This is a genomic window from Lysinibacillus sp. EB271-A1-10B, from assembly GCF_058791335.1.
Genome location: NZ_JBYTDL010000016.1, coordinates 28346 through 50021 on the forward strand (window position 1 = coordinate 28346; position 21676 = coordinate 50021).

Annotated in this window: 18 protein-coding genes and 1 pseudogene; 16 read left to right on the top strand and 3 right to left on the bottom strand. The window is 37.6% G+C overall.

Going from position 1 to position 21676, the window contains the following annotated elements; all coding sequences use genetic code 11:
• Position 1 precedes the first annotated feature (1 nt).
• The 8 genes from gatB to AC3WSK_RS18300 all read left to right on the top strand — a co-directional run bounded on the left by gatB (position 2) and on the right by AC3WSK_RS18300 (position 8884).
• Positions 2-1429, top strand: coding sequence for an Asp-tRNA(Asn)/Glu-tRNA(Gln) amidotransferase subunit GatB (gatB, locus tag AC3WSK_RS18265; RefSeq protein ID WP_079562666.1), 1428 nt, complete (start codon positions 2-4; stop codon positions 1427-1429).
• A 280-nt stretch (positions 1430-1709) separates the two neighbouring features.
• The gene (locus tag AC3WSK_RS18270) at positions 1710-2270 is read left to right on the top strand and encodes a thioredoxin family protein (RefSeq protein ID WP_079562667.1); all 561 of its coding nucleotides are present in this window, start codon (positions 1710-1712) and stop codon (positions 2268-2270) included.
• Between the two features lie 125 nt (positions 2271-2395).
• The gene (locus AC3WSK_RS18275) at positions 2396-3313 is read left to right on the top strand and encodes a diacylglycerol kinase (RefSeq protein WP_079562668.1); all 918 of its coding nucleotides are present in this window, start codon (positions 2396-2398) and stop codon (positions 3311-3313) included.
• Between the two features lie 369 nt (positions 3314-3682).
• A complete protein-coding gene (locus AC3WSK_RS18280) occupies positions 3683-5029 on the top strand; it encodes a cytochrome ubiquinol oxidase subunit I (RefSeq protein ID WP_079562669.1) in 1347 nt (448 codons plus the stop codon).
• Entirely contained in the window at positions 5026-6051 is a 1026-nt protein-coding gene (locus tag AC3WSK_RS18285; protein ID WP_492414297.1) for a cytochrome d ubiquinol oxidase subunit II, read from the top strand. The genes AC3WSK_RS18280 and AC3WSK_RS18285 overlap by 4 nt, the downstream gene beginning before the upstream one ends.
• Positions 6052-6064: 13 nt before the next feature.
• Complete coding sequence (cydS, locus tag AC3WSK_RS18290; RefSeq protein WP_256469478.1) at positions 6065-6187, top strand: cytochrome bd oxidase small subunit CydS family protein; 123 nt, start codon at positions 6065-6067, stop codon at positions 6185-6187.
• 172 nt (positions 6188-6359) lie between these two features.
• Positions 6360-7724, top strand: a complete 1365-nt coding sequence (gene rlmD, locus AC3WSK_RS18295) for a 23S rRNA (uracil(1939)-C(5))-methyltransferase RlmD (protein ID WP_492414296.1) — start codon at positions 6360-6362, stop codon at positions 7722-7724.
• 191 nt (positions 7725-7915) lie between these two features.
• Entirely contained in the window at positions 7916-8884 is a 969-nt protein-coding gene (locus tag AC3WSK_RS18300; RefSeq protein ID WP_079562672.1) for a tRNA dihydrouridine synthase, read from the top strand.
• 89 nt (positions 8885-8973) lie between these two features.
• Here the strand turns inward: AC3WSK_RS18300 and AC3WSK_RS18305 are convergent, their stop codons facing one another.
• A complete protein-coding gene (locus AC3WSK_RS18305) occupies positions 8974-9171 on the bottom strand; it encodes an alpha/beta-type small acid-soluble spore protein (protein WP_079562673.1) in 198 nt (65 codons plus the stop codon).
• Positions 9172-9377: 206 nt separating this feature from the next.
• On the opposite strand from AC3WSK_RS18305, the gene AC3WSK_RS18310 reads away from it, so the two are divergent.
• From AC3WSK_RS18310 to AC3WSK_RS18325, 4 genes are all read left to right on the top strand, one after another.
• Entirely contained in the window at positions 9378-9872 is a 495-nt protein-coding gene (locus AC3WSK_RS18310) for a YehS family protein (RefSeq protein WP_492414295.1), read from the top strand.
• A 316-nt stretch (positions 9873-10188) separates the two neighbouring features.
• The gene (locus AC3WSK_RS18315; RefSeq protein WP_079562675.1) at positions 10189-10386 is read left to right on the top strand and encodes a hypothetical protein; all 198 of its coding nucleotides are present in this window, start codon (positions 10189-10191) and stop codon (positions 10384-10386) included.
• 449 nt (positions 10387-10835) lie between these two features.
• Positions 10836-12581 (top strand): methyl-accepting chemotaxis protein, encoded by a 1746-nt coding sequence (locus tag AC3WSK_RS18320; RefSeq protein ID WP_427484231.1) that lies wholly within the window; start codon positions 10836-10838, stop codon positions 12579-12581.
• Between the two features lie 86 nt (positions 12582-12667).
• The gene (locus AC3WSK_RS18325) at positions 12668-13348 is read left to right on the top strand and encodes a hypothetical protein (RefSeq protein WP_079562677.1); all 681 of its coding nucleotides are present in this window, start codon (positions 12668-12670) and stop codon (positions 13346-13348) included.
• 91 nt (positions 13349-13439) lie between these two features.
• Here the strand turns inward: AC3WSK_RS18325 and AC3WSK_RS18330 are convergent, their stop codons facing one another.
• Entirely contained in the window at positions 13440-15134 is a 1695-nt protein-coding gene (locus AC3WSK_RS18330) for a methyl-accepting chemotaxis protein (protein ID WP_427484232.1), read from the bottom strand.
• Positions 15135-15617: 483 nt separating this feature from the next.
• Here AC3WSK_RS18330 and AC3WSK_RS18335 point away from each other — a divergent pair.
• Positions 15618-16342 (top strand): annotated as a pseudogene (locus AC3WSK_RS18335) (copper amine oxidase N-terminal domain-containing protein).
• Between the two features lie 127 nt (positions 16343-16469).
• Here AC3WSK_RS18335 and AC3WSK_RS18340 read toward each other — a convergent pair.
• Positions 16470-17474 (bottom strand): M23 family metallopeptidase, encoded by a 1005-nt coding sequence (locus AC3WSK_RS18340; RefSeq protein ID WP_079562680.1) that lies wholly within the window; start codon positions 17472-17474, stop codon positions 16470-16472.
• Positions 17475-18058: 584 nt separating this feature from the next.
• Between AC3WSK_RS18340 and AC3WSK_RS18345 the strand changes: the two genes are divergently transcribed.
• From AC3WSK_RS18345 to yhbH, 3 genes are all read left to right on the top strand, one after another.
• Complete coding sequence (locus tag AC3WSK_RS18345; protein WP_492414304.1) at positions 18059-19954, top strand: PrkA family serine protein kinase; 1896 nt, start codon at positions 18059-18061, stop codon at positions 19952-19954.
• A 149-nt stretch (positions 19955-20103) separates the two neighbouring features.
• Positions 20104-20349 carry a hypothetical protein gene (locus AC3WSK_RS18350; protein ID WP_492414294.1) on the top strand — a complete coding sequence of 82 codons (246 nt, stop codon included), beginning with the start codon at positions 20104-20106 and terminating at the stop codon, positions 20347-20349.
• Between the two features lie 158 nt (positions 20350-20507).
• On the top strand, positions 20508-21665 hold the full coding sequence (gene yhbH, locus AC3WSK_RS18355; protein ID WP_079562682.1) for a sporulation protein YhbH: 1158 nt from the start codon (positions 20508-20510) through the stop codon (positions 21663-21665).
• The last annotated feature ends 11 nt before the right edge of the window (positions 21666-21676 follow it).

Consider the following 21676-nt stretch of genomic DNA (forward strand, 5'->3'; position numbering starts at 1 on the left):
CATGAACTTTGAAACAGTCATTGGTTTAGAAGTACACGTTGAGTTAAAAACGAACTCAAAAATCTTCTCACCAGCACCAGCTCACTTCGGTGCTGAACCAAATACAAATACTACAGTTATCGACCTAGGCTATCCTGGGGTCCTACCTGTACTTAATAAAAATGTTGTAGATTTCGCAATGCGTGCAGCACTTGCACTAAACATGGAAATCGAACAAGAAACAAAATTTGACCGTAAAAACTACTTCTATCCTGATAATCCGAAAGCTTATCAAATTTCTCAATTCGATAAACCAATCGGTAAAAACGGCTGGGTTGATATTGAAGTAGATGGTTATACAAAACGTATTGGTATTACACGTCTTCATATGGAAGAAGATGCTGGTAAACTGTCTCACAGTGGAGACCACTCTTTAGTTGACTTTAACCGTCAAGGTACACCACTTGTAGAAATCGTTTCTGAGCCAGATATTCGCACGCCAAACGAAGCGTATGCGTATCTTGAAAAAATAAAATCAATCATCCAATATTCAGATGTATCGGACTGTAAAATGGAAGAAGGTTCACTTCGTTGTGACGCCAACATTTCACTTCGTCCATATGGTCGAGAAGAATTTGGTACAAAAACAGAGCTTAAAAACCTTAACTCTTTCAACTATGTTCGCCGTGGTTTAGAGCACGAGGAATTACGCCAAGCTGATGTCCTTCTTTCAGGTGGGGTAATTGAGCAAGAGACTCGCCGTTTCGATGAAAAAACAGGTAAAACAATTCTTATGCGTGTAAAAGAAGGAACAGACGATTATCGTTACTTCCCAGAGCCAGATTTAGTTCGCCTATCAATCGATGATGAATGGTTAGAGCGAGTAAAATCAGAAATTCCAGAGCTTCCAGATGCTCGTAAAAAACGCTATGTTGAAGAATTAGGCTTAACGCCATATGATGCAGGAGTTCTTGTTATTTCAAAAGAAATCTCAGACTTCTTCGAGGCGATGGTAGCTAAAGATGCGGATGCAAAACTTTCAGCAAACTGGCTTATGGGTGATGTTTCTGCATACTTAAATGCAGAACAAAAAGACCTTAAAGATACTGCATTAACGCCAGAAAACCTTGCGGAAATGGTGAAATTAATCACTGACGGTACAATTTCTTCTAAAATCGGTAAAAAGGTATTTGCTGAATTAGTAGAAAATGGCGGTTCTGCTGGAGAAATCGTTAAAGCAAAAGGTTTAGTTCAAATTTCTGATGAAGGTGCATTACTTGCTATCGTTACAGAAGTTCTAGACAACAATGCACAATCGATCGAAGACTTCAAAAACGGTAAGGATCGCGCTATCGGCTTCTTAGTTGGTCAAATTATGAAAGCAACTAAAGGTCAAGCGAACCCACCTATGGTCAATAAATTATTACAACAAGAAATTGCAAAACGTTAATTGTAATTGCAACGGAAGGTCAAGAGAGCAAATTTGCTTTCTTGGCCTTTTATAAATAAAAATTAATACATACTAAAGAATCTTTAGGGGCATCTATAACAATAAAAAGGCTTTTTTTGAGTAGAGGCTGGGAGATTTAAAAGCTCAGCAGGAACGGAAATAAACTCGAATTTATGGAGAAAAGAACTAAAAAATACCAAATTAGCACTTTATAGTTGTCTAAATGGAGTATTCATAGCAAAATATAGAAGAACATGATAAAACTTTAGGAGGTCTATCAATGAAAACGGAACAACAATATTTCAATGATGCGATTTCAATTCAACAATATATGGATCATATGACGACATTAAAAGAGGAAAGCTTCCGTATTTATGATGGTTTCGAAGTGCCAATAAACGATGGCTTTATCGAACTATTGAAGAACAATCAACTAAAAATTTTAACAATTACTGAGGACTGGTGCGGGGACGCAATGTTAAACAATCCAATCATTCGCCGAGTTGCAGAGGCAGCAGAACTAGACATGCGCGCAGTATTACGTGATGCGGATACAGATTTGATTGATCGTTATTTAACAAACGGTGGCCGTGCAATTCCGGTTTATATTCTATTAGATGATGCTGGTCAGGTTGTAGGAAAATGGGGACCACGAGCACCAGAATTACAGGAATTAGTAGTAAGTAAACGAGCTACTTTACCTGATAAAGAAGATCCTACATTTGAAGATGCACAAAAAGCGCTATATGCAGAAATTCGTGAAGAGAATATGACGAATAAATCATATTGGACATATGTTTACGAGGATTTTAAAAAGCAAGTAACAGCTGCATTGCAATAATTGTAAATCACAAGGCTGCATGTCAGAAAAATGAGGACATGCCTTGCTCTTGTTGACTTCAATGCAACATTTAAAAGAATAATTCGTTGAAAGAAATAGAATCTTATGAAGCAGGAAGGTATGTTATGAAACGAGCAAGAATCATTTATAATCCTACATCTGGGCGTGAAGTGTTTAAAAAGCATCTACCAGAAGTATTGGCAAAATTAGAGGTAGCAGGCTATGAGACATCTTGTCACGCAACAACCTGTGAAGGCGATGCGACCATTGCTGCAAAAAATGCAGTAGAACGTGGCTTTGATATAATTATTGCAGTTGGTGGAGATGGCACATTAAATGAAGTTGTTGCAGGTGTAAGTCCATTTGAGAACCGGCCGAAAGTAGGTCTAATTCCGATGGGTACAACGAATGACTTTGCCCGTGCCGTGCACATTCCTCGAAATATTGAAGCTGCCGTTGACATTATTATTAAAGGTGAATCGTTACCAGTAGATGTTGGTTTATTAAATGGGGAACGCTATTTCATCAATATTGCTGCTGGCGGACGTATTACAGAATTAACTTATGAAGTGCCAAGTAAAATGAAAACAATGCTAGGGCAGTTAGCTTACTACTTAAAAGCAGTGGAAATGATCCCATCGATTAAAGCTTCTCACATGCGTATTGAATACGATGGCGAAGTGTTTGATGGGGATGCCATGATGTTTTTATGTGGCTTAACAAATTCGGTGGGAGGCTTTGAAAAGCTTGCACCAGACGCAAGTATTAATGATGGCTACTTTACTTTAATCGTATTGAAAAAAGTAAACCTGCCTGAATTTATTCAGCTTGCTGCAATGGCATTAAGAGGCGAGCATTTAAATGATGATCGTGTAATTTATAAAAAAGCAAGTGTCGTCAAAGTATCTACTGAAGATGAAATTCATTTAAACTTAGATGGTGAATATGGTGGTGACGCGCCTGCAACATTTGAAAACTTAAAGCGTCATATTGAAATTTTTGTCCCACTAGCAGATATTCGTGAAGAAGACCGTGTACAATAAACATAAAAAATAGTTCTATTGAAGTTAAAAGAAATCCTTTTGTTATGGGTATTAATGGATTAAACACCACATATGCGTATATGCCCATCCTTTAAATGGTATTGTGAATGAATTAAGAAAAATGTTTGGCAAATGTGAGTATAATACTTGAACAAAATTTGAAACCTTTATAATAGGCCGAAATTCCGGTCCATTATAAAGGTTTTTTTCGTTGCAATAGTGGAAAATGGGGGTATGGATAAGGGAAAGGGAGTGTTGCCGTTGTATAAGTCACAGGAAAGAAAGCTCATTTGGCTAAGCTTTGGTGTTGCAATTATCATGCTACTTTCCATACTTGGAAGAATATTTGGAGGTTAGGGGGGCAATGAAATGGTGAATGAATCAGCAGTCTTTTGGAGTAGAGCATTAACGGAGCTAACTTTATCGTTCCATATTATTTATGCAACGATTGGGGTTGGTGTCCCATTAATGATTATGATCGCACAATGGACTGGGTATAAAAAGAATGATGAGCACTATATTTTAATGGCAAGACGTTGGGCGCGCGGCTTTGTTATAACAGTTGCCGTCGGAGTTGTAACAGGGACAGCAATTGGCTTACAGTTGTCTTTACTATGGCCGAATTTTATGCAGCTTGCTGGCCAAACGATTGCATTACCACTTTTCTTGGAAACGTTTGCCTTTTTCTTTGAAGCCATCTTCCTAGGCATCTACTTATATACTTGGGATCGCTTCGATAGTCAGAAAAAGCATATGCTACTATTAATTCCGGTTGCTGTCGGTGCATCAATGTCAGCTGTGTTTATTACAATTGTCAATGCGTTTATGAATGCACCACAAGGATTTGACATTGTGGACGGACAGCTTGTAAATATTCAACCTTTTTTAGCGATGTTTAATCCAGCGATGCCGACAAAGGTAGCACATGTACTCGTTACAGCCTACATGACGGCCGCATTTGTGTTAGCATCCATTGCAGGATACCGTCTACTTAGAGGTTCTAAGCATGTATACCATAAAAAATCTTTATACCTACTTATGAAGATTGGTCTGATTTTCTCTATTGCAGCAGCGATTATTGGAGACTTTTCAGGAAAATATTTAGCTGAATATCAACCAGAAAAATTAGCTGCAGCTGAGTGGCACTTTGAAACGGGAGATAAAGCTTCTCTTATACTATTGGGTGTATTAGATGGTGAAGAAGTAAAATATGCTATTAAAGTACCTTATGCTTTAAGTGTTTTAGCACATAATAATCCAAATGCAGAGGTAATTGGTTTAGATCAATTTGCTAAAGAAGATCGACCACCGCTGTATATTCATTATCTGTTTGACCTCATGGTGTTTATTGGCATGTTCATGGCACTCGTTTCATTGCTTTATGTAACCGGGAAAGCACGTGATTGGCAGTTTATTCATAGACGTTGGTTTAGATGGATTGTTGTTGCAGGTGGACCACTTTCCATTATTGCAATTGAAGCAGGATGGTGGCTTGCCGAAGTGGGACGACAGCCTTGGATCTTATATGGATTAATGCGAACACCAGAAGGGGCCACAACGAGTGATCATGTAGACTTAATGATGCTATTGTTTACTGGTGTATATGCGGTATTAGCAGTAGGAAGTATCGTAGTGTTGGTTCGCATGTTCAAAAAGAATCCAATTGAGCGTGAAATAGAAGATCGCCATGATGAAAAAGGCGGTGACATCTTATGACATTAGAGATTTTAGGTATTTCAGTTTTATGGATTTTCCTATTTGGTTATGTCATTGTAGCTTCAATCGATTTTGGTGCAGGCTTTTTTAATGCCTACAGCCTACTCATCGGAAAAAATCACATTTTAACGAATATTATTAAACGTTATTTATCACCAGTTTGGGAAGTAACGAATGTCTTTTTAGTATTCTTTTTTGTCGGGATTGTTGGATTTTTCCCACAAACAGCTTTCTATTATGGAACGATTTTACTTGTTCCAGTTAGTATTTCGCTAGTGCTTCTTGCAATACGAGGCTCCTACTATGCATTTGAATCATATGGCGCACGTGGGCATATTGGTTACACGTTGACATATGGTATAGCAGGATTACTCATTCCTGCCTCACTCTCTGTTGTATTCGCGATTGCTGCGGGTGGCTATGTTGATCTTATTGATGGGCAACCGGTCTTGAATTATTGGAAGTTGTATATGAGTCCGTTTGCTTGGAGTATTGTCGTGCTGAGCATTGCTGCGGTACTTTATATTTCAGCCGTGTTTTTAACTTGGTATGCACATAAAGCAAAGGATCGAGAAGCTACAAATTTAATGCGAAAATACGCGCTTGCTTGGGCGATACCATTAATGGTGAGTGCGCTCGGCATTATGTACGAAATGAAATTCATTAACCCTGAAAGTTACAATAACATGGTTAATTTATGGTGGATGTTTGCCATTTCTGCGGTGCTGTTTATTATTACTGTAGTGTTAATATGGATGCGAAAAAATTATGGTCTAGCGGTTAGTTTATTGATTGCCCAATTTGCAGTGGCATTCTTTGCATATGGAATTGCCCAATACCCATATTTACTGTATCCATATTTAACAATTTACGATAGCTTTACAAGTACACAAATGGCAATTGCGCTCGTCATTGCGTTTGTTTTGGGACTATGTCTGCTTATTCCATCACTGTTCTTGTTGTTGAAGCTATTCCTTTTCAACAAAAATTATGTGACAGGAAAAGAAGACAATCACGCATAGGAGGGATACAACTATGACAAGTTTTTTGATTTTTTATGCACCATTTATAGTCGTCATCCTAGGTGTAGTCGCTGCTTTCTGGTGGGCACCTAGAGATTACCATACAGTAAGGAAAGAGGGGAAGAGTCGCGAATAGCGGCTCTTTTTTCTACTCGTGGAAAGGTGATCAGTTTGAAGAGAGAGCGGTTCCCAATCTTGTCTAACCTGATCAGTCGCCGAAAACATTTGAGCCGTCAATATGAAGCCAAGTTCTTTTTTCATCCGCCTCAACATGCTACAATATAGAGATTGAAATGGAGGATGTACGAATGTCAGCACCCGTGAAAAAGAATGACCGACTAACAGTTTATATAGAAGATTTAACACATGATGGAAATGGCGTCGCAAAGGTTGATGGCTATCCGTTATTTATCCAAGGTGCACTTCCTAGTGAAACGGCGGAAGTACATGTTGTAAAAACGTTAAAAAACTACGGCTTCGCAAAGGTCGTAGAAATACTCGAACCATCATCAGATCGTGTTGATGCGCCTTGTGAATATTTTAAACAATGTGGCGGCTGCCAATTACAGCACCTGTCTTATGAAGGACAGTTAAAATGGAAAGAAAACATGGTGCGTAATGTCATGCAGCGCATTGGTAAAATTGATGCGCCTGTTCTACCAGTGAAGGGCATGGAAGAACCTTGGCATTATCGTAATAAAGCGCAAATACCTTTCTCCTCAAATGAAGCAGGACAAGCAATTGCTGGTTTCTACAAAACGAAGTCTCATAGCATTGTGGATATGGAGCGATGCTTAATTCAGACAGGAGAAGCGGACGCTATTCTTGTAGGTTTGAAAAAGGAACTAGCGGCAATCGGTGTTCGACCATACAACGAATTATCGCATGAGGGAATGCTGCGCCACGTAGTTGTTCGTAAGGCACGAGCAACTGGTGAAGTGATGGTTGTTCTCGTAACTAAAAAGAAAAAATTCCCGCAAAAAGATGCTGCTGTTGCGACAATCCAGAAGCTTGTCCCGAATGTCACATCTATTATGCAAAACGTTAATAGCGACAAAACGAACGTTATTTTCGGTGATGAAACCGTAAACCTGTGGGGCAAGGACGTTATTATTGATACAATTGGCGATGTTCGCTTTGAAATATCAGCCCGTTCATTTTATCAAGTAAACCCTGAGCAAACGGAAGTTCTATACAAACAAGCATTAGACTACGCTAACTTACAAGGTGATGAACGAGTAATCGATGCTTACTGTGGTATCGGCACAATTTCACTATTCCTTGCACAACAAGCAAAGGCTGTTATGGGTGTTGAAATTGTCCCGCAAGCGATTGAAGATGCAAAACGCAATGCAGCACTAAATGGGTTTACAAATACGTATTTCGAGGCCGGGCCAGCAGAAGAAGTCATTCCACGTTGGTATAAGGAAGGCAAAGAAGCGGATGTTTTAGTAGTTGACCCACCACGCAAAGGCTGTGATGAGGCGCTTCTTCAGACGATTTTAGTGCAACGTCCTAAGCGTGTTGTTTATGTGTCCTGTAATCCAGCTACACTAGCACGTGACCTTCGAATTTTGGAGGATGGGGGTTATCAAACACAGGAGATTCAACCTGTGGATATGTTCCCGCATTCGACGCATTGTGAAGCGGTCGCTTGGTTGGAGTTAGTATAATAGAAAAGCAGTTGATATAGAAAAAATCTATACCATCTGCTTTTTTCGTTAAAATAAACATTGCCGATTTTTGTGTTTGATAATCAGTTATTGAGCATGATATAAGTGTAAAAAGAAGTGGAACATTTGCTTCATATTTTTTTGATCGAGAGCTTAAAGTTGTATCCATATTGAGAGGAATTGAGTTTGAAATGATAGATAATTTTTGGCGTGATTTACCACGACCATTTTTTGTACTTGCACCAATGGAAGATGTGACGGATGTTGTTTTTCGTCATGTAGTAAGTGAAGCCGGTAAACCGGACGTATTTTTCACAGAGTTTACAAACTCAGATAGCTATTGTCATCCAGAGGGCATGAAAAGTGTGCGTGGCCGTTTGATTTTTACAGAAGATGAACAGCCAATGGTGGCGCATATTTGGGGGGATAATCCCGAATATTTCCGTCAAATGAGTATTGGCGTGGCGGAGCTAGGTTTTAAAGGCATCGATATTAATATGGGCTGTCCTGTCCCGAATGTGGCATCGAGAGGGAAAGGCAGTGGCCTTATTCTGCGTCCAGACGTTGCGGCCGAGCTTATTCAAGCAGCAAAAGCAGGAGGGCTACCTGTCAGCGTGAAGACACGACTTGGCTTTAAAGAGGTAAATGAGTGGGAGGAGTGGCTGACGCATATTTTACAACAGGATATTGCGAACCTTTCTATTCATTTACGTACAAGAAAGGAAATGAGCCAAGTAGATGCACATTGGGAGCTAATTCCGGAAATCAAAAAATTACGTGACCGTATCGCACCAAATACACTACTAACAATCAATGGAGACATTCCTGACCGTCAAACTGGGCTGAAGCTTGCTGAACAATATGGTATTGATGGTGTTATGATCGGGCGAGGTATTTTTAAAAATCCTTTTGCTTTTGAAAAAGAGCCAAAAGAGCATAGCAGTAAAGAGTACCTTGATCTTTTAAGACTTCAGCTGGATCTTCAAGATCAATATGCGGAAGTACTACCACGTTCAATCTCTGGGCTTCATCGCTTTTTCAAAATTTATGTCAAAGGATTCCGTGGAGCTGGTGAATTAAGAAATCAATTGATGAACACGAAATCAACAGATGAAGTGCGTACATTGCTTGATAACTTCGAATCAAACAATGTTGATTGAGATGGACGGGTAGAATGATGTAATAGCAAAAACATGAAAGAACGAATTCCAATTAAATAAAAGGGATTCGTTCTTTTGGATATTTATTATTATAATAAACCTTTTGAACGTTTTTCAGCCATTTCTACGAGGCGTTTTGTAATTTCTCCTCCGACTGAACCGTTTGCACGAGAAGAGGCTTCTGGCCCTAATTGTACATTAAATTCTTGTGCGATTTCATACTTCAATTGAGTAACAGCTTCATGTACACCAGGAACTAGAAGTTTATTTGAACTACGATTAGCCATTTTTCTCACCTCCTTGTGATTAGAATGGTCGAGAGTTGGCTAATCATACATTTAAAAAAGTAAAATGCGCATTCTAAATACTATAGTAAAGTAACTTTTGGAAAGCTAGCTAAAATTGTGAATGTCTCTGCTATAATAAAGTAATGCTACAATCTTGAAGATACGATTGTTAGGAGCGCTTTACAGTTAAAATGGAGGTTTTTTAAATGACGAACAATGATATTTTAATTCGTTTAAGATATGCATTAGATATCAAAAATAAAGATATGGTTGAAATTTTTAAGCTAGGCGGTATGGACTTTACGAAGGAAGAAGTATTGAACATGCTTATTAAAGTAAATGATGAGGAAGAAGCACCAGAAGAATACATCAAATGTAATAATAAAATGGTAGAGGCTTTTTTAAATGGATTTATTACATTTAAACGAGGTCCGCAAAAGCCTAAACCTGGTCAGCCAGAAGGACCACCCCCTGTTTCAGGAAAAGAAAGTCCTAATAATATGCTATTAAAGAAAGTGAAGATAGCGTTAGCCTTAACGAGTGAGGAGATGCTCGATATTTTATATGATGGTGGCGTTAACGTCTCGAAAGGCGAATTAGGTGCCATTTTAAGAAATCCAAGCCATCGTAACTATAAAGAATGTGGCGATCGCTTTGTAAGGAATTTTTTAAGAGGGTTAACATATAAATATAGAGACTAAAATGGCTCGAACTAAAATATATTATTGATTAAAAAGAAGCGTGAAGTCTGGAACGTTCTATTGATTTTAGTCAAGTGGAAATTTAAGTGAATAGCCAATGAATTACTCATAAATAAAGCAGCTGCAATTTTGCAGCTGCTTTATTTATGAAGGATTTTACGTAAATATCTATGATAAGTCGAAAATTTTCTGCAAAAAGCACATTTTTCTTAGTCGAATGTAGTTGACATTTTGTGACGGAATTGTGTACACTGAAATTGACATAAAGTTGTCACAAAGATGGAAAATAAATGTTCACGAACAGAGGGGTGCTTTTATGTTCAGTTTAAAAATTTTATTAGTTGCTATCGCATGTGTTACTATCCCACTTGTTGTTGCTGCAATTATGATAGACATTTTTTATGCAGAAAAGAAACAAGTTCGTTTTTCATTACGCCGTACATCGATGTGGTATGCGAGTATGTTTGCTGTGTCATTTATACCGGCAGTTTTAGTTATGACACTAAACGGATAAGTATTTTTAATATGAATAATCATTTAGGGGTAATTGATTATTTTAAATTATAGTAACAGCTACAATATTGTGTTGTAGCTGTTTTAACTTTTTTAAGGAAATGTCTTTTGTAGCGAAAGCAATGCGTAGACTTCTGCAGGATTATCTTGCGTGGAAAGCGTTAACTCGGAGTAGAAATCAATCTTTGCTTATTGATTTACATTATTTTATAGTTATTTTTATGTCGACAAGCTGACACGAAAGTATGGAAATTTCATGCTCTTGTGTTTTTTTTATGCAGAAAATAATACTCAAAAATGACCAATTCTAGCTAGTTTTAGCAAGTAAATTCGAATGTTTCGAAAATACCAACATTGGAGTAGGGAAAATATTGTAAAATTTATTGCTACTAAAATTTAAAATTTTACAGTAAGCATTCACATAGAAAAAAAGTTTAAAGGAGTTCAACGATGAGAAGTAGCTTAAAAATTAAAATGTTAATGGTATTTTCTATTTTACTTGTTGTTTCGTGTTTACTGATTAGCTTTTTTATTTATCGTTCGTCATTGGAGCTGGTGAAAGAGACAGTTGGTGAGCAAAATAAAAATATGATGGATCAAGCAATCTCAAAGATAGATGTTAAAGGCTATCAAAAATTAGAAATTGATGCAAAAAAAGATGACTTTTATTATGAATTACAAAAAGAATTAAGCTCTGTTAAAGAGCTTCATAAAGTATCTAGTTTATATTCGATGACTCGGATAAAAAATGGTGAGGGATATGACTACTATTATATGGTAGATAGTGTACCGAGTGAGGATTCAACGATTGGGGTTGAGGAGGAATCACCAGAATCTTATCCTAAAATGAAGCAAGTATTTGAAACAGGGCAAATACAATTTCAGTTATCAAATGATTCACAATACGGCGCTGTACTTGCCATATATGCACCGATAAAAAATGATGCTGGTGAAGTTATAGGCTTAGTAGGGGCAGATATAGATGCCACAGAAGTCTATACGGCCATGAATGCGAGTCAAATGAAAATTATATTGATTACGCTAATAGTATTAATAGTAGGAATCGGCATTGTTTATTTCTTTACAGATTATTTAACGAAGCCAATAAGAAAATTAACATCACAAGTAAAGCAAGTTGGTAATGGTGATTTAACAGTAAAAATAGAAACAGATCGAAAAGATGAAATTGGTGTTTTAACAAATGCATTCCAACAAATGGTGTTGGACCTGCAAAATATTATTATTGGAATCAATTCTGGCTCTAAGCAGTTAATCGATACGACGAACGGAGTAGCAAAAAGTAGTGAAAAGGCACATGAAGCAATTAGTCATATTTCAGCCTCCATCCAGGAAGTATCGGCTGGCGCACATGCACAGTATAAAAACTCAGAGGAAAGCTCAGCTACATTAGAGCAAATGTCGCAGGGGATTCAACAAATTGCCGAGGCTTCTTCAAATGTATCTCAATTATCATCTATTAGCTTACAAAATGTAGAGCTTGGAAATGGAAATATTGAAAAAGTAGTTCATCAAATGAATATTATTAATGAATCCGTTCAATTATCCGCAAATGCCATAAAAAAACTAGAGAGTCAATCAAATGAAGTATCACTTATTATAAATATGATTCGTGATATTGCTTCACAAACGAATCTACTTGCATTAAATGCTGCGATCGAAGCAGCTAGAGCTGGTGAATCTGGAAAGGGCTTTGCCGTAGTAGCTGAAGAAGTAAGGAAGCTAGCGGAGCAATCAGAAAAATCGGCGAATAGCATATCAAACTTGATTTCTAAAATAAATACGGATACAAGCTTAACCGTGCAAACTATGAATGTTGTCACTGAAAATGTAGAAGACGGTTTACGTGCTGTAGAAGAAGCCGGAAAATCATTCGAAAGTATTCTCCAATCTATTCAGGGCGTAGTATCTCATACAAAACAAGTTTCGGTAACCTCAGAAGAGATGTCTGCATTTTCTGAGGAGATTACAGCAGGAGTTGTGGAAACAACGATGCTTGCGAATAAGGCTGCAAAGGCAACAGAAAGTGTTGTAGAGCTAACGATGGAACAAGAAAGCTACAATCAAGATATCCTCCATTCTGTTTTAAAACTGAACAAAATGGCGGAGGAACTTGAAAAATCCGTTTCAAAGTTTGATGTGGATGCTAGCAGCACAAATAATTCCTATAGAAATTAAGAATGAAAAGATAATCGTTAGAATAAAATTTCAATTAATATGGATGAAATAATCCTATCGATTATCTTTTTGAGGGTGGGAGATGGATGAAAACCTTTTTTATTTTATTTCTTGGGATGATCTATATATTACTAGCAAACTCAGTCGAAACGGCTATATTTAGTAAGGTATATTTTGTAATTGGCTTAGGGCTAGTAATAGCAGGAATTTTTCGGTATGTGAAAGAACGATTTATCTATATTAATACATTAAATGAAATGAAAGAGGCGAGTGAGGAGGAGCTTATGGCTATCCCTCATACACAGTGCATCATCTCAAATGATTGTTTAAGTGCTTTATTATTAAATGAACCTACAAATACACTTATCCTAGCAAGTAGAGAAGATTTAGAAGAAGATTTGATAAAAAAAGAAATTCCATTCGAAAAAATATATGAAGTAGCTATAGTAGAGGACGACATGTACATTGCTAGGACGAGCAATAACTTCATAAGTGGTTTATTACTTGGCGAAGATACGGATATAGAAGAAGAGGAATTAGATGACGAGGACTCTGAGTCTGACACTATGTCTTCGTTGACGTTGAAAATTGTAACTGATAATTTATCTTACCCCATTTTAGAATATGTTTTTATGGATAACAGTGAGCCTCTATCAAGAGAAGAGGATGAGTATCAAGAAGTGCTGGAACAATGTGAGGAATGGTTTCAGAAGATCAGCGTGATAATCAATCGTTATGAGCTGGAAAGGGTACCAGTTAGGCATTAGTATTAAGGTAAAAACAGCTATCTCGACCGTAATGTCGAGATAGCTGTTTTAAGTAGAATCGCCCTGAAGTGATCAGGTACCACCTTGAACCTTAAATTTTAAATTGCTGTAATTGGCTATTTAGTTCTTCGGCCATACTAGCGAGATGATTTGCACCCCTTGAAATTTCCTCCATAGTAGCAGCTGTTTCCTCTACAGTTGCTGTTGTTTGTTCTACACCAGCTGCAGACTCTTGTGAAATAGAAGCCATTTCATCGATGGAGACATTGATGGATTCGGAATTTTGAGCAACTTTATTTAAATTGCTTGAAATGGTATTTATGTTAAGAATCATTTCCTCAACAGCTTCCGAAATTTGTTCAAATGTTTCATTTGTTTGATTTAGTTGTACGGTTCCTCTTTTTACTTCCTCGTAGCCGGATTGTAGAGCGGTTGTTACATTGCCAGTTTCACCTTGTATTCGGTTGACGATTGTTGAAATATCCGTGACAGAATACTGTACTTCTTCTGCAAGCTTCCGAACTTCATCGGCTACAACTGCAAAACCTTTTCCGTGCTCACCTGCGCGAGCTGCTTCAATGGCAGCGTTTAAGGCTAGTAAATTTGTTTGATTTGAAATATCATCAATGACAGAAACAAGCTTGGAAATTTCCGCAGACTGCACATTTAAGCCTTCAACTTTTTTCACTGAATCTAAAACAATTTCATTAATGGTTGTCATTTGTTGTGTTGATTGTACCATTAAGCCTTTACCTGTAGTTGTTAGTTCTTGTACAAGATTGGAATGCGCTTTTAATTCAATGCCTTCCTGTGTTGTTTCATGAATACTACGTTGGAAAGAAGTCATTGTTTCGGCTAAATCACCTGCAGTAGATGCTTGTGTTTCAGTGCCAGAGGCTAGCTCCTGCATAGTTACGGTAATTTGCTCTGTACCTGATTGTACTTCATTAGCCGATTGGGCCAGTTCTTCGCTACTAGCTGCTACTGTTTCGGAAACAGTATGAATGGAGCTAATTGTTTGCTTTAACTTTTCATTCATATTATTTGCGGAAAGCATTAATTGACCAATCTCATCTCGATGAGTTACTGGAAGTAGTTCATGTTGCAGATTACCATCCGCTAATTCGCTCATGCGCTTTGAGACAATTGTAATAGGTTTAGAAATATTGCTAGCAGTAACAATAGCGATTAGGATACCTGCGACTGTCAATACAATGCTAACAATTAGCCCAACTGTTTTATTGCTTAAACCTGTTGATACTACGTCATCCCCTACCTTAGTAATGGCGACTGAGCGTTTATCGGCCAATTCTTCATAACCAAGACGAACATCGGTTACGAGATTATTGATAGCTGTTAAATTTTTTAATGCTAATTCTTTATCCCCTTTTTTATAAACATCGAATACTTCGGTATTTACGCGATTGCTCCATGTACGTGCCATTTCTACTAGTGCCACACGTTCAGGTGTATTTTCGTATTTTTCTACAATACTATTACTTTCCTCAGCAATTTTACGATATTCATTAAAAGTTTCTATGTATTTTTCATCACCTGATACAACATAACTTAAAGCTGCAGAGAGACGAACACTCATAGACATTGCTAAATCTTTACTTGCTGTTAAGACTTGTAAATCTTCTTTCACTAAACCTTCTGCTTGTTTTTCCATCTTATTATTAGAAATGTACGTATAGGCTGTAAAACCAACAACTAATACAATCAAAAAAAGAAATGCACTTAAAATTCGGGCTTTAAGTGTTTTAAACTGATATATTCCCTTCATCTTTTCCCATCCTTTTATTGTTCATTTTCAATGTAGAACTGTAAAAAAATCGAAATCATAATTGTTATAGTACAAATATATTTTATAACTAATTAGATATATACATAAGCCCTTTTAATGGAAAAAATTAAAAATGGTTTTTTAGTACAATAACAATTTCTAGTTATGAATGATAGATAGTTAAATATATACGTCTAAATAGAAATTCTGATGTTTTTTTAATGCCTTTATGTATTTATACCTAACTGATGAGCTTTTATAAAGTTGTTGCTATTATTATCCATATTTTAGTTTGAATTATAATTGTTCAGAAAAACGATGCGATTATAGGAGGGATATGGTATGAACAAATGCTTCAAAATAATAGGCTTCGTGATACTTGTGAGCTTTATTGGCAATACGTCAGCACATGCGGCTTCCTCTAATTCTCTTTTTGTCAACGGTAAAGCTGAGTATGACTTTATTACGGTTGAAGGACGAACAATGGTTAAACTAAGGTCTCTGAGCGACCCGTCATGGCCTGTGCTCGCTTATAATCCTAAGACCGGTGTCGTCACGATTCAAAATAAAGATAAGAGTAAGAAAGTACAGCTTGTGGCGGGAAAAAAGACAGCAACGGTTAATGGGAAACAATAAAATTAGATGCTGCAGTAGTAAATAAAAACGGTAGCACTTATGTGCCAATTCGTTTCATTAGCGAGACACTTGGCGGTTATGTCTATTACAATAACAAAGATAAACGGGTTATTGTCCGTACACCTGCGGGTCAGGAAGAATACGAGACACTGATGCACGGGGATCTCATGAAGGCGCGTCATATTGCGCTCGGACTAGAAAAACTTACAGAGGAAGTGCCACCTCTTCATGCTGGTGAAGGGTATAATTACTTCTATTACACGTTTCCAGAAGGAGAAGCATTGCGTTTCCCGCTGGATCTCGCCGGCTCTGGCGATGCTTATTATGAAGTGAATAATGAAGGTCTGGCAGTCATTAAATGGCAGAAGGATGATGTGGCTAAACGAGAGTGGGGAGCGAAACCAACCTTTAAAAGCTATGTTTATTTCTTGGACGAGTATATGCGTGGCTTATTCACTTATGGAATTGTAGACGCTCAGGGCAAAGATACGGAGCTGGGAAAATTCCCTCAGGGAAATAGCAACAAGCTAGTTCTAAAAATTGAAGGGGAGAAACGGACAGATCAGAGGTAGAAAGCTTGTGGTAGATTAGCGACTGAGCTCGGCTAAAAAATCATAGAAGCTTTAGAAATTACCGGATATATGTAGCAAAAAAGAAGGATGGATAATTTTATCTATCCTTCTTTTTTGTGTGCAACATTTAATTACTGTTTTGCTTTGCTTTTTTTGCTTGTCGTTCCCATTGTAGTAAAGATGGATATGGATCAAATGCCCATTCTGTACGTCCATTGAATTTGTAAATGCCGTAGTGAAGATGAGGCGGGAATTTTCCGGAAGTTCCTTCTTTACCGTAGCCAGAGCTACCAACAGTACCGAGGACAGTTCCAGGTTCGACAAGGTCTCCTACTTTAATTTTCTTATTATAACTACCGAGATGGGCATAATAATGATAGGAGTTGTGATTATCTCGAATGCCTATGCGCCAACCACCAAATTGGTTCCAGCCCTTTATCTCTACTACCCCATAAGAGGTAGAGAGCACTGGAGTACCATAGCTAGCGAAAATATCTGTACCTTCATGAATACGTCGTCCACCCCAGCCCCTATTGGCACCCCATGTACTTCGATAGCTGTAATCATAATTAGTAGGGACTGGGAATGTGTGATCGTCAAGCTCAGTTGTTTTGAAATGACTATACATTTTGGAAATGGTGAAGATTTGATTTACAGCCTGTTCACTTCCGTAATACTCCCATAAAGCTAATTTAAAGTCTTCATCAGTTGTTCCAAATTTGCTTAAAAAAGTAGCCATGGAGAATATTGTATCGGTATCATCCTTTGGACTGGCAACTCCATCACCGTTGCCATCTAACCCCATTCCGCCAAAGTAACTAATAGTATCTGGGCGAGTATCATCTCTTACAGGATTTAAAGCGCCTGACCAATATTCATCAGAAAATTGAATGGAAATAATACCATCCCGTTCCGGAATATCTTTACGAACGGATTGCAAATTGCGTTCGTATTGGTCAATGGCTGCTAAGAAATGCCAAGGGATGAGTAATTCGTCAAATTGTACGTAGTAGGCCATACGTTGCTGCACAATTTCTTCTTGTGTAGGTTCTTCTTTTGCGAACGCAACAGTGGGGAGAGTAAAACTCCATAATAACATCCATGATAAAAGGAATATAAAATGGCGATTCAATAAAGGACCTCCTTTCTAACGTTAGAATAACCGAATTTTTTATCTTCATTCAGTACTTTTTGTGGGAAAACGAAGCGGTAAAAATGAGCAATTTTCGTGAAAAAAACCTGGCTCATAGCGTAGGGTTGATTTCCGTTCCGACTAGGCGCTTTGTAGCTGCCGCTTCGCTTTCGCTACAGAAAACATTTGTTGTTGCTGTCGCTTCGCTTTCGCACAGAGCAGAGCTTCCTGGGGCGTCGGGGCAACAGGATGTTGGTCACGAAGGCGTTATCACAGGATGTGATGCTTTTAGCCTTCGTTCCTCTATATTGCTAATCCCCAAGGAGTCGCTCAGTCGTAACGAAGATTAACTTATATTCAGGCATAGTTTCAAAAAAATAATCCCTGGAAATTGGCTAAAAAGCGTCAGGTGAAATGGTTCATGTTTAAATCCGTTATTTTTGTTTTTGCGATAAAATTCCTTATTCAGCAGGAAAAAATTAAAGGCAATAAGAAGAAACTTTGACAAAGAAAAAGTATTGGGTATCATAATGCCATTTCCTTCATACTATGTTATAAATCAAGCCCTGAATGGAGGGAAGGCTATTAACATTTTAGATAAAGTGAAAAGCTATCGCCAAGAAGAAAACCGGCTAAAGTGGGAAGGTACATTTGCAGATTACTTAAACATCATCAAGGAAAGACCTGAAGTCGCTCAAACAGCCCATTCACGCGTCTACAATATGATAAAGAGTAGTGGTGTAGAGGAACGCGATGGGCAAAAAATGTACAAATTTTTCGGGCAAGAAATTTTTGGGCTTGAAACAGCAATTGAAAGACTGGTGGAGGAATATTTCCATCCGGCAGCACGAAGATTAGATGTTAGAAAACGTATTTTGTTATTAATGGGACCAGTAAGTGGTGGTAAATCAACAATAGTGACCTTGTTGAAACGCGGACTTGAGCAATTTTCGCGAACAGATGAAGGCGCGGTTTTCGCAATTAAAGGATGTCCAATGCATGAAGATCCACTACATTTAATTCCACATCATTTGCGTAATGAATTTTACGAGGAGTATGGTATACGAATTGAAGGAAGTTTATCGCCTTTAAATACGGTGCGTCTTGAAAAGGAGTATGATGGACGCATTGAAAATGTGATGATTGAACGTATTACTTTTTCGGAAGACAAACGTGTAGGCATAGGAACATTTACACCATCAGATCCTAAATCGCAAGATATTGCTGATTTAACAGGTAGTATCGATTTTTCCACAATTGGCGAATTTGGTTCAGAATCTGATCCTCGTGCTTATCGTTTTGATGGTGAGCTAAATAAGGCAAACAGAGGTATGATGGAATTCCAAGAAATGTTAAAACTTGATGAAAAATTCTTGTGGAATTTATTGTCTTTAACGCAGGAAGGTAATTTTAAAGCAGGGCGATTTGCGTTAATTAGTGCAGATGAGTTAATTGTTGCACATACAAACGAAACGGAGTATCGCTCATTTATTTCAAATAAAAAGAATGAAGCATTACATTCTCGTATTATTGTGATGCCGATTCCGTATAACTTAAAAGTTAGTCAGGAAGAATTGATTTACGAAAAAATGATTAAAGAGAGCGATATGTCCCATGTTCATATTGCGCCACATGCATTAAAGGCCGCAGCAATCTTTTCGGTTCTAACAAGACTGGAAGTACCGAAAAAACAAGGTGTGGATCTTATTAAAAAAATGCGACTGTACGACGGAGAAAATGTGGAGGGATTTAATTCCGTTGACTTAGAGGAACTTAAAAAAGAGTTTCCGAACGAAGGCATGAACGGTATTGATCCACGGTATATTATTAATCGTATTTCTTCTGCTATTATCCGAAAAGAGGTACCATCCATTAATGCGTTAGATGTTCTGCGTGCACTAAAAGATGGGCTTGACCAACATGCTTCAATTTCTCAGGAAGATCGAGAAAAATATATGAACTATATTGCAGTTGCTCGAAGAGAGTATGATGATATTGCGAAGAACGAAGTGCAAAAAGCTTTCGTTTATTCATATGAAGAGTCTGCAAAAACATTAATGAATAATTATCTTGATAATGTAGAAGCGTTTTGTAATAAAAATAAAATTTTAGATCCATTGACTGGTGAGGAAATGAATCCAGATGAAAAATTAATGCGCTCTATCGAGGAGCAAATTGGCATTTCGGAAAATGCGAAAAAAGCATTCCGTGAAGAGATACTCATTCGTATTTCTGCTTATGCTCGAAAAGGTAAGCGTTTTGACTATAATTCTCATGAAAGATTACGAGAGGCAATACAGAAGAAACTATTTGCGGATCTCAAGGATGTCGTGAAAATTACAACATCTTCAAAAATGCCAGATGAATTACAGCTGAAGAAGATTAATGAAGTTGTAGCGAGACTTGTTGATGAACATGGCTATAATCCAACATCTGCTAATGAATTATTGCAGTACGTAGGTAGCCTGTTAAATCGTTAATAATTTTGACCTATTCAGAGGAAATTATAAGACTATTGATAGGAGTGAATAGGAGTGTCCATTTAAGGGCACTCCTTTTATCTTCATTCAGTGGGTGTCCAAACATCTACTGAAATAGAGGAACTCGCTATGTCCTGTGGCAAATTTCTGTGGGACAGCAACAAGGTTTTATCTGTGCGAAAGCGAAGCGGCAGCAACAAGGTTTTATCTGTGCGAAAGCGAAGCGACAGCAACAACAAGTTTATCTGTGCGAAAGCAAAGCGACAGCAACAACAAGGTTTTATCTGTGCGAAAGTGAAGTGGCAGCAACAACAAGGTTTTATTTGTGCGAAAGCGAGCGGCAGCAACAACAAGGATTTATCTGTGCGAAAGCGAAGCGACAGCAACAACAATAACAACAATTACGCCAAGGCGAAATTGATCTTCATTCACTTAGTTTTTGCCATAAGTGAAGTAACCACGAAGTGTAATTGATTTTTCTAAAAAAGTTCAAGAAAGTGAATCACTAGCATAGTATAGAAAAAACGAATTTGATAGATGGGTGAGGATAAAAATGACTGAAAACGAAAATAAACGTTTTGCCATTTCTCAGGAAAATTGGTCCCTCCATCGTAAAGGGCACCAGGACCAGCAACGGCATATGGAAAAAGTAAAAGATGCTATTAAAAATAATTTACCTGATTTAGTTAGTGAAGAAAGTATTGTCATGTCCAATGGTCGCGAGGTTATAAAAATCCCTATACGTTCACTTGATGAATATAAAATTCGATATAACTATGATAACTCCAAGCATGTTGGGCAAGGGCAAGGAGACAGTAATGTAGGTGATGTGGTTGCGCGTGATGCAAGCAAAGGCAATCAGGCTAATGGTAAAGGAAAAGAAGCTGGTGACAAGCCAGGCCATGATTATTATGAAGCTGAAGTAAGCATTGAAGAGGTTCAAAATGTATTATTTAACGAGCTTGAACTACCAAACCTGCAGCAAAAAGAAAAAGCGGATATTAAAACGGAAAAAATCGAATTTAACGATATTAGGAAAAAAGGTTTAATGGGAAATGTCGATAAAAAGCGCACCATCCTTAATGCGCTAAAGCGTAATGCGATGAAAGGAAAACCAGAAATTACGCCGATTCATAATGATGATCTACGTTTTAAAACGTGGGATGAAGTGGAAAAACCTGAATCAAAGGCAGTAGTTCTTGCCATGATGGATACAAGTGGCTCGATGGGTTCTTTCGAAAAATATTGTGCTAGGAGCTTCTTCTTTTGGATGACAAAATTTTTGCGCTCCAAGTATGAAACCGTGGAAATTGAGTTTATTGCGCATCATACAGAGGCAAAAGTAGTGACAGAAGAAGAATTTTTCACGAAGGGAGAAAGTGGAGGGACGATTTGTTCATCTGCCTATATAAAGGCATTGGAGCTAATTCGGGAAAAGTATAATCCTTCTCGCTACAATATTTATCCAGTACATTTTTCAGATGGTGAAAATATATCAATGGATAATGAAAAGTGCTTGAAGCTAGTGGGAGAGTTGATGGAAGTATCGAGCATGTTTGGATATGGGGAAGTCAATCAGCATAACCGCTTCTCTACACTTATGTACACCTATAAAAAAGTAGATGATCCTAAGTTTAGGTATCATATTTTAAGAAAAAAAGGCGATGTATACGATGCCTTAAAGAGCTTTTTCAAAAAAAATGAATCATAAACCATGTTCAA